This is a genomic window from Prescottella defluvii (assembly GCF_000738775.1).
GTDB classification, from domain to species: Bacteria; Actinomycetota; Actinomycetes; order Mycobacteriales; family Mycobacteriaceae; genus Prescottella; species Prescottella defluvii.
This window is the reverse complement of the sequence record NZ_JPOC01000021.1, coordinates 152,982-159,807: the sequence shown is the minus strand read 5'-3', so window position 1 is coordinate 159,807 and position 6,826 is coordinate 152,982. Positions and strand designations below refer to the sequence as shown.

The following is a 6,826-nucleotide window of genomic DNA, read 5'->3' as shown; positions in this document are numbered from 1 at the left end:
CCGAGTGGGCCCTCGGGCCGGACGGGTTCTTCAGTTTCAGCGGGGCGCGACAGCCTCGGCGACGAACTCGGCGGCGCGCGCAAATTCCAGTTCCATGTCGAAGACGGTCTCCTGACGCCAGAACCGAATCGTGCTCACGTACACGGCGGTCACCATCTGTGAGAGGAACCGCACCGGGTAGTCCTGTCGGACCTCACCACGAGCGATACCGGCCTCGAGGACCCGGCCGAACGCCACGATGAACCGCTCGGTGCGGGCAGCGCTGATCGCCGGCGTCGCGAGATCCCGATCGAGTTCCCGGGTGGTCGCCCGGAAGTACTGCTCGAGCGTGACCGCAGCCTCGACGACGTCGTAGAAGAGCGAGTGGATGCGTTCGGCGGTGGTGAGGTCCTGCGCCAGCAGGTCGTCGATGATCCCCGGCAGCTTGTCCATGTGCCCCTGGTGCAGCGCCGAGAGCACCCCGTCCTTGCTGTCGAAATAGTTGAAGAACGTTCCGCGGGACACGTGTGCCGCCGTCGCGATGTCGTCGATGGTGGTCCGATCGAAGCCCTGCTGCGTGAACAGGGTCCGTCCCGCTTCGACCAAACGACCACGTGTCTGCCGCTTACGTTCCTCCCGGCGAGTGACGATCTCCCGGTCATCCATCATCGCTGTTCCCCCGTGTCCCCACCTCGACTGTTCCATCGACAAGCCCCGACCGTCGAGAATCTACCGGTCGGAAGGTATTCGGGGACAAACTTCGCGAATCCGACATGCCGGTGGGAGAGCCGGGGTGACGCGATCGATCGTATGACGGCGACGGGTCCGGAGGCGGCGTTCGACTTGTTCGACGACGAGCCGGCCGTGGACCGGCGTCCGGCAGCTGCCGTCAACGGTCAGGTGTTGACGCGCGTCAAATAGCTATTGACACGTGTCAATTCCACGCTTAGCGTGTGAGCCACCTCACGATCTGCTGGGTGGCGCAGGCAGTCAGCGCTCTTCGTGCCCCCGCACGGCAGATCGACATCGAACGGAGCACGATGGCCAATCCCACGACATGCATCATCGGCGCCGGCATCAGCGGTCTGACGGCCGGCAAGATGCTCACCGACTACGACATCCCTTACGAGTGCTTCGAGAGTTCGGATCGGATCGGCGGCAACTGGGCGTTCGGGAACCCGAACGGTCATTCGAGCGCCTACCGGTCCCTGCATATCGACACGTCCAAGAAGCGTTTGTCGTTCAAGGACTTTCCGATGCCGGAGGACCTTCCCGACTTTCCGCACCACACCGACATCAAGCGGTACCTCGACGATTACGCGTCGGCGTTCGCGTTGCTCGACAGGATCCGATTCGAGAACGGCGTCGAGCACGCGGAGCGGTTGCCCGGCGGGGGATGGGAGATCCGCACGCAGGACGGGGAGCGTCGACTGTTCGACTTCCTCGTGGTCGCCAATGGTCACCACTGGGATCCGCGCCTGCCGGACTTTCCGGGTGAGTTCACCGGTGAGTCCATCCACTCGCATGCCTACATCGACCCGGAAACCCCGCTGCACCTGCGGGACAAGCGCATCCTGATCGTCGGCATCGGCAACAGTGCCGCCGACATCGCGGTCGAGCTGTCCCAGCGCTCCCAGCGGAACAAGGTCACGCTGTCCACCCGGTCCGGGGCGTGGATCGTGCCGAAGTACGCGTTCGGCGTACCCGCCGACACGCTGATCCAGACGTACCCGCAGATTCCGCTGTCGTGGCAGCGGCGCCTGGGGCGCCGCGGACCGATCTTCCTGTCGGGTCGCCCGGAGAACTTCGGACTTCCCACCCCCGACCATCACTTCGGCGAGGCTCATCCCACCCAGTCCCAGGAACTGTTGGTGCGGTTGGGATCCGGCGACATCGATGTCAAGCCCAACATCGAACGTCTCGACGGATCCGATGTCCATTTCGTCGACGGCACCAGTCGGGAGTACGACGTCATCATCTACGCGACGGGATACAACATCACGTTCCCGTTCTTCGACGAGGGCTTCCTGAGCGCACCCGGCAACCAGTTCCCGCTCTACAAGCGAATGTTCAAGCCGGGCGTGGACGATCTGGCATTCATCGGGTTCGCGCAGTCGGCGCCGACTCTATTCCCATTCGTGGAGTGTCAGGCACGGACGCTCGCGGCCTACCTCGCCGGAACGTATCGGCCGCCGGCGGTTCCCGAGATGGAGCGTGTGATCAAGGCCGACGAGGAGAAGTTCGTGGGGCACTTCAACAACCGTCCCCGCCACACGCAGCAGGTCGACTACTACATCTACGAGCACGAGATGCGGACCAAGGAGTTGCCCGCCGGCCTGCAGCGCGTACGCAGGGACGGGCCGGTGCGGTGGAATCCGGTCCCGGCATGATGGCCACCCGTACGCCGTAGCCGATCCGAAAGCGACACATGAGCAGCCGAAGCGCAGACCCCACCTCCGCAGCACCAGAGCGGAAGGCGAACAAGGGCGAGGAGCGGCGTGCCGCGATTCTCGGTGCGCTCGAGGCGCTGCTCGACGAACACCGCCTGGACGAGATCGGGATCGTCGACATCTCCCGCGCGGCGGGGGTGACACGATCGGCGTTCTACTTCTACTTCGAGAACAAGGCCCAGGCCGTGGCGGCGCTGTCGCGCAACTCCTACGGCGAGATCAGCGACGGAACGAGGACGTATCTCGCTCGCGAGGGCAGCCCGCGGGAGATGGTGGACGGCCTCATCACCGAGGTGATCGGGGCCTGGGCGCGCCACCCCAATCTGTATCGGGCACTGCGGGATGCTCGCGACTCGGATCCCGCAGTGCGCGAGTTCTGGAACGTCGACCGACTGAGTTTCATCGAACCGGTGGCATCGATGATCGATGCCGAACGCAGAGCAGGACGCGCGGCCGAGGGCACCGACAGCCGGGCGCTCGCCACCGTCCTTCTCGACATGAACGACCGTGCCGTCGAGAGCCTCTCCCGGGGCGGAGCCGGATCTCTGGACCCGGACACCGCCCACGAGGCTCTGGTCTCGGTGTGGCTCAACACCATCTATGGGAGCAAACTGTGACACCAACCGATGTGACACGCACCGATGTGACCTTCTCGGTGCAGGGCAGTCTCTGTTCGGCCTGGCACTACCGGGGCGACGGTGACGACTTCCGGACCGAGGCCGGCCGACCGTGCGTCGTCATGGCGCACGGATTCGGCGGTACCAAGGACTCGGGTCTCGAGGGGTTCGCGGAGGGCTTCGCCCGCGCGGGACTCGACGCTCTGGTCTTCGACTACCGCGGATTCGGTTCCAGCGGCGGCGATGTGCGCCAGACGATCTCGATCAGTGGCCAGCTCGAGGACTACGCTGCCGCGATCGCGACGGCCCGAGGGCTCGACGGCGTCGACCCCACCCGGATCGTCGCCTGGGGCGTCTCGCTGTCCGGCGGACACGTCCTCAGTCTGGGTGCGACCGATCCGCGCCTGGCCGCGCTCATCGCACTCACCCCGGCGGTCGACGCGCGAGCAGCGTCCACGGCGTCGATGCGTCACTACACCCCCGGACACCTGGCGAAGAGCTCGTGGGCCGCGATCCGGGACAAGGCCGCCGCGGCCCGCGGGGGCGCCGGCGTGACGATTCCCCTGGCGGGACGGCCCGGCGAGGTGGCGGCGCTCGCACTGCCGGGCATCTACGAGGACTACCTGTCCATCGCCGGTCCGACCTGGCGCAACGAGGTCAGCGCTCGATCGTTCCTCGAAATCGGTTCGTACCGACCGAGCAAGGACGCGGACAAGATCACCGCCCCGCTGCTGGTGCAGATCGGCGACCTCGACCGCAGCGCACCGCCGCACGCCGCGGCGAAGGCCGCCGAGCAGGGCCGGGCGGACGTGCGGCGCTACCCGTGCGACCACTTCGACGTCTATCCGGGCAAGCGGTGGCACGACCGTGCCCTCGAACACCAGGTCCTCTTCCTGCGTCGGCATCTCGCCGTCGCGCCCGCCGCCGTCGTTGTGGAGGAGGTGCGTGATGAGAGCGTTGCAGCTGGTTGAGCACGGCCGAATCGCCGTCGTCGACACCGACATTCCCGAGATCGGCCCCGGTGAGGTCCTCATCGAGGTGGCCGGCGCGGGCCTGTGCCACTCCGACGTCCACGTCCGGCACGCGCCGGGGTCGATGATGCCGCCACCGATGACCCTGGGCCACGAGACCGCCGGTCGCATCGCCGCACTGGGTGACGGCGTCGGGTCGTTCGCGGTGGGCGATGCGGTGCTGGTGTTCCTGGTGTGGAGCTGCGGCACGTGCCGTGCGTGTGTGCAAGGCCGCGAAAACTCCTGTGAGCGTTCACCGGGCGGCCGGCAGGGCATGCCGCTGTGCCCGGGTTTGGCTGCGAACGGTGGCATGGCCGAGTACATGAAGGTCGACGCCCGGTTCGTCGAACCGCTCGGCGATCTCGATCCGGTCACCGCCGGGCCGCTCGCCGACGCCGGGCTCACCACCTACCACGCGATCGACGGGGCACGCGACCGGCTCGGACCGGGCTCGACCGCGGTCGTGCTCGGTATCGGTGGGCTGGGGCACGCGGCCGTCCAGATCCTCGCCGCGACCACGTCGGCCCGCATCATCGCGGTGGACTCCGAGGAGAGCAAACTCGAACTGGCCACCACGCTGGGTGCGGATCACGCCTTCTTCAGCGACAGCACCTGCGCCGCGAAGATCCTCGAACTCACCGACGGGATCGGCGTCGACGCCGTGTTCGACTGCGTCGGGGTGCAGGACACCGTCGACATCGCCGCGCAGGTCGTCGGGCGGGACGGTGCGGTGCGCGTCCTCGGGTTGGGCGGCGGCCGGATCGAGTGGACGGGCTTCGCGTTGCCCTGGGGTGCGACGTTGCGAACCAGCTACGCGGGCACCCGCGCCGATCAGCGCGCCGTGATCGCCCTGGCTCGGCGCGGACTCATCACCATCGAGACGGAGACCTTCCCGCTCGAGGACGGGGTGGCGGCCTTCGACGCGCTCGAAGCCGGGAAGGTCAAGGGCCGGGCGATCCTGGTGCCGGGCCGGGGCTGACACCCACCCGAAGCGCCGAACGGGAGTTCACGGCACGCATGCGGACGAAAAGCGTGCCGTGAACTCCCGTTCAGGGGAATGCGTCAGTACAGACGGCCCTCGTGCAGGCCCCGGTCGAACTCCGGCATGGGATCGCCGTCGCGCAGTCGTTGCGAGATCGCCGGATCCGCCATGTGCAGGCGGCCGATCGCGACGAGGTCGAACTCGCCCTCGTGCTTGCGGCGCATCAGGTCCGGGATGTTGTCCGTCATGGTCGGCAGTCCGACGATGACCCGCTCGTTGAGCGCGCTGTCGAGTCCAACACTGCCGACGGCCATCACGGTCGCACCGGTCAGCTTCTTGGCCCACCCGGCGAGGGACAGGTCGCTGCCCTCGAACGCCGGAGCGTAGAACCGGCGGATGCTCGCGTCGAGGATGTCGACGCCGGCGTCGACGAGCGCGTTCAGGACCACGCCCAACTCCTCGGGCGTCTGGGCGATCCTCGACGCGAAGTCCTGCTGCTTGTGCTGCGAGAACCGGAAGATGATCGGGTAGTCGTCGCCGATCTCCCGGCGGATCGCCCTGACCACTTCGGCGGGGAACCGTGTGCGGCGCTGCAGGTCTCCGCCCCACTCGTCGTCCCGCTGGTTGCTCGGCTCCCACAGGAACGCATCGAGCAGGTAGCCGTGGCCACCGTGCAGCGCGATGCCGTCGAATCCGACGTCGATCGCATTGCGGGCCGCTGCCGCGTACGCGGCGATCACGTCGGCGATGTCCTGCTCGGTCATCGCCGCGGTCACCGGTCGCATCTGCTCGACGTACTCGTCGGAGTACATCGTGTTGCCGACCGATCCCCAGTGTCCCGACGGGCGCATGGGATGCACGTCGCCGACCGGGCCCATCGCGCCGAAGAGCGGTCCGACGTGCCACAGCTGCGGGACGATCTTGCCGCCGGCGGCGTGGACCGCGTCGACGACCTTGCGCCAACCTTCCAGTGCCGCTTCGCCGTACATCACCGGGACGGTGTCGGCGTCGACCGCCGAAGGATGCTCGATCGCAGTTCCCTCGGTGACGATCAGGCCGGTGCCACCCTCGGCGCGCCGACGGTAGTAGGCCACGACCTCCTCGGTCGGCACGCCACCGGGCGAGCCGTGCCGGGTCATGGGGGACATCGCGATCCGGTTGCGCAGCTCGAGGGACCGGACCGTCAGCGGCTCGAAGAGCGCGGACGTGTCGACCGCTGCCGTGGTCACAGGGCGCTCATGTAGTCGAAGAAGTCGGGCGTGTGCACCTCGCGCAGGCGCGTGAGCTTGCGGTAGCTGATCAGCCACTTGCCCTCGACCTTGCGGTATTCCTCGTGGTAGTGACCGTAGCCGTGGAGGTGCTCCTCGGCGTCGCCGTTGGTCCACCACAGCTCGTCCTCCATGGCCCAGATGCCGGTGGCCGTGGTGTCGGAGGTGAGGGTGATCTCGGGCTGGTGACCGTGGTGTGCGGTGGTGACGTAGGTGGAGTTGCCGAGCATGCCGCTGATGGCCTTGGTGAGGTGCTCGCGTCCCGACGCGCGGTTGGACTGTCCGTTCGCCTTCGGCTGCTTGTCGCCCGGCAGGCCCGCCCACGTCTCGGTGACGACATCCTCGGTGTGCAGCGGGCCGTACAGATCCCACTGCTTGGTGTCCATGACACGCAGGCGCGTCGCGAACACCTTCTTGATCTCCTCGATGGCGAGCAGCTGCTCGGCGGCGGTCATCGTCAGTGCCCCGGTGGACTCACCCATGGCTGGACCTCTCTCTCGAAACGATTCGAACAATCAAC

The 6,826-nt window shown here is 67.3% G+C and carries 7 protein-coding genes; 4 read left to right on the top strand and 3 right to left on the bottom strand.

Features of this window, described 5'->3' with window-relative positions:
* Window positions 1-36: 36 nt before the first annotated feature.
* Window positions 37-648 (bottom strand): TetR/AcrR family transcriptional regulator, encoded by a 612-nt coding sequence (locus IJ15_RS0108580; protein ID WP_031937928.1) that lies wholly within the window; start codon window positions 646-648, stop codon window positions 37-39.
* Between the two features lie 371 nt (window positions 649-1,019).
* Here IJ15_RS0108580 and IJ15_RS0108570 point away from each other — a divergent pair, with 371 nt between their 5' ends.
* The 4 genes from IJ15_RS0108570 to IJ15_RS0108555 are packed head-to-tail and all read left to right on the top strand — an operon-like array spanning window position 1,020 to window position 5,035.
* A complete protein-coding gene (locus IJ15_RS0108570; RefSeq protein ID WP_031937927.1) occupies window positions 1,020-2,369 on the top strand; it encodes a flavin-containing monooxygenase in 1,350 nt (449 codons plus the stop codon).
* 38 nt (window positions 2,370-2,407) lie between these two features.
* Window positions 2,408-3,046, top strand: coding sequence for a TetR/AcrR family transcriptional regulator (locus IJ15_RS0108565; RefSeq protein ID WP_031937926.1), 639 nt, complete (start codon window positions 2,408-2,410; stop codon window positions 3,044-3,046).
* A 26-nt stretch (window positions 3,047-3,072) separates the two neighbouring features.
* Window positions 3,073-4,017, top strand: a complete 945-nt coding sequence (locus IJ15_RS0108560) for an alpha/beta hydrolase (protein WP_031937925.1) — start codon at window positions 3,073-3,075, stop codon at window positions 4,015-4,017.
* Complete coding sequence (locus IJ15_RS0108555) at window positions 3,995-5,035, top strand: NAD(P)-dependent alcohol dehydrogenase (RefSeq protein WP_031937924.1); 1,041 nt, start codon at window positions 3,995-3,997, stop codon at window positions 5,033-5,035. The genes IJ15_RS0108560 and IJ15_RS0108555 overlap by 23 nt, the downstream gene beginning before the upstream one ends.
* An 83-nt stretch (window positions 5,036-5,118) precedes the next feature.
* On the opposite strand, the gene IJ15_RS0108550 is transcribed toward IJ15_RS0108555, so the two are convergent.
* Both IJ15_RS0108550 and IJ15_RS0108545 read right to left on the bottom strand, forming a co-directional pair.
* Window positions 5,119-6,267 (bottom strand): oxidoreductase, encoded by a 1,149-nt coding sequence (locus tag IJ15_RS0108550; protein WP_031937923.1) that lies wholly within the window; start codon window positions 6,265-6,267, stop codon window positions 5,119-5,121.
* A complete protein-coding gene (locus IJ15_RS0108545; protein ID WP_031937922.1) occupies window positions 6,264-6,788 on the bottom strand; it encodes a nuclear transport factor 2 family protein in 525 nt (174 codons plus the stop codon). The genes IJ15_RS0108550 and IJ15_RS0108545 overlap by 4 nt, the downstream gene beginning before the upstream one ends.
* Window positions 6,789-6,826 lie beyond the last annotated feature (38 nt).

Excerpts from the sequence above, each read along its gene's own strand:
- IJ15_RS0108570 (WP_031937927.1), top strand. The coding sequence starts at position 1,020 with ATGGCCAATCCCACGACATGCATCATCGGCGCCGGCATCAGCGGTCTG.
- IJ15_RS0108580 (WP_031937928.1), bottom strand. The coding sequence starts at position 648 with ATGATGGATGACCGGGAGATCGTCACTCGCCGGGAGGAACGTAAGCGG.
- IJ15_RS0108555 (WP_031937924.1), top strand. The coding sequence starts at position 3,995 with ATGAGAGCGTTGCAGCTGGTTGAGCACGGCCGAATCGCCGTCGTCGAC.
- IJ15_RS0108545 (WP_031937922.1), bottom strand. The coding sequence starts at position 6,788 with ATGGGTGAGTCCACCGGGGCACTGACGATGACCGCCGCCGAGCAGCTG.
- IJ15_RS0108565 (WP_031937926.1), top strand. The coding sequence starts at position 2,408 with ATGAGCAGCCGAAGCGCAGACCCCACCTCCGCAGCACCAGAGCGGAAG.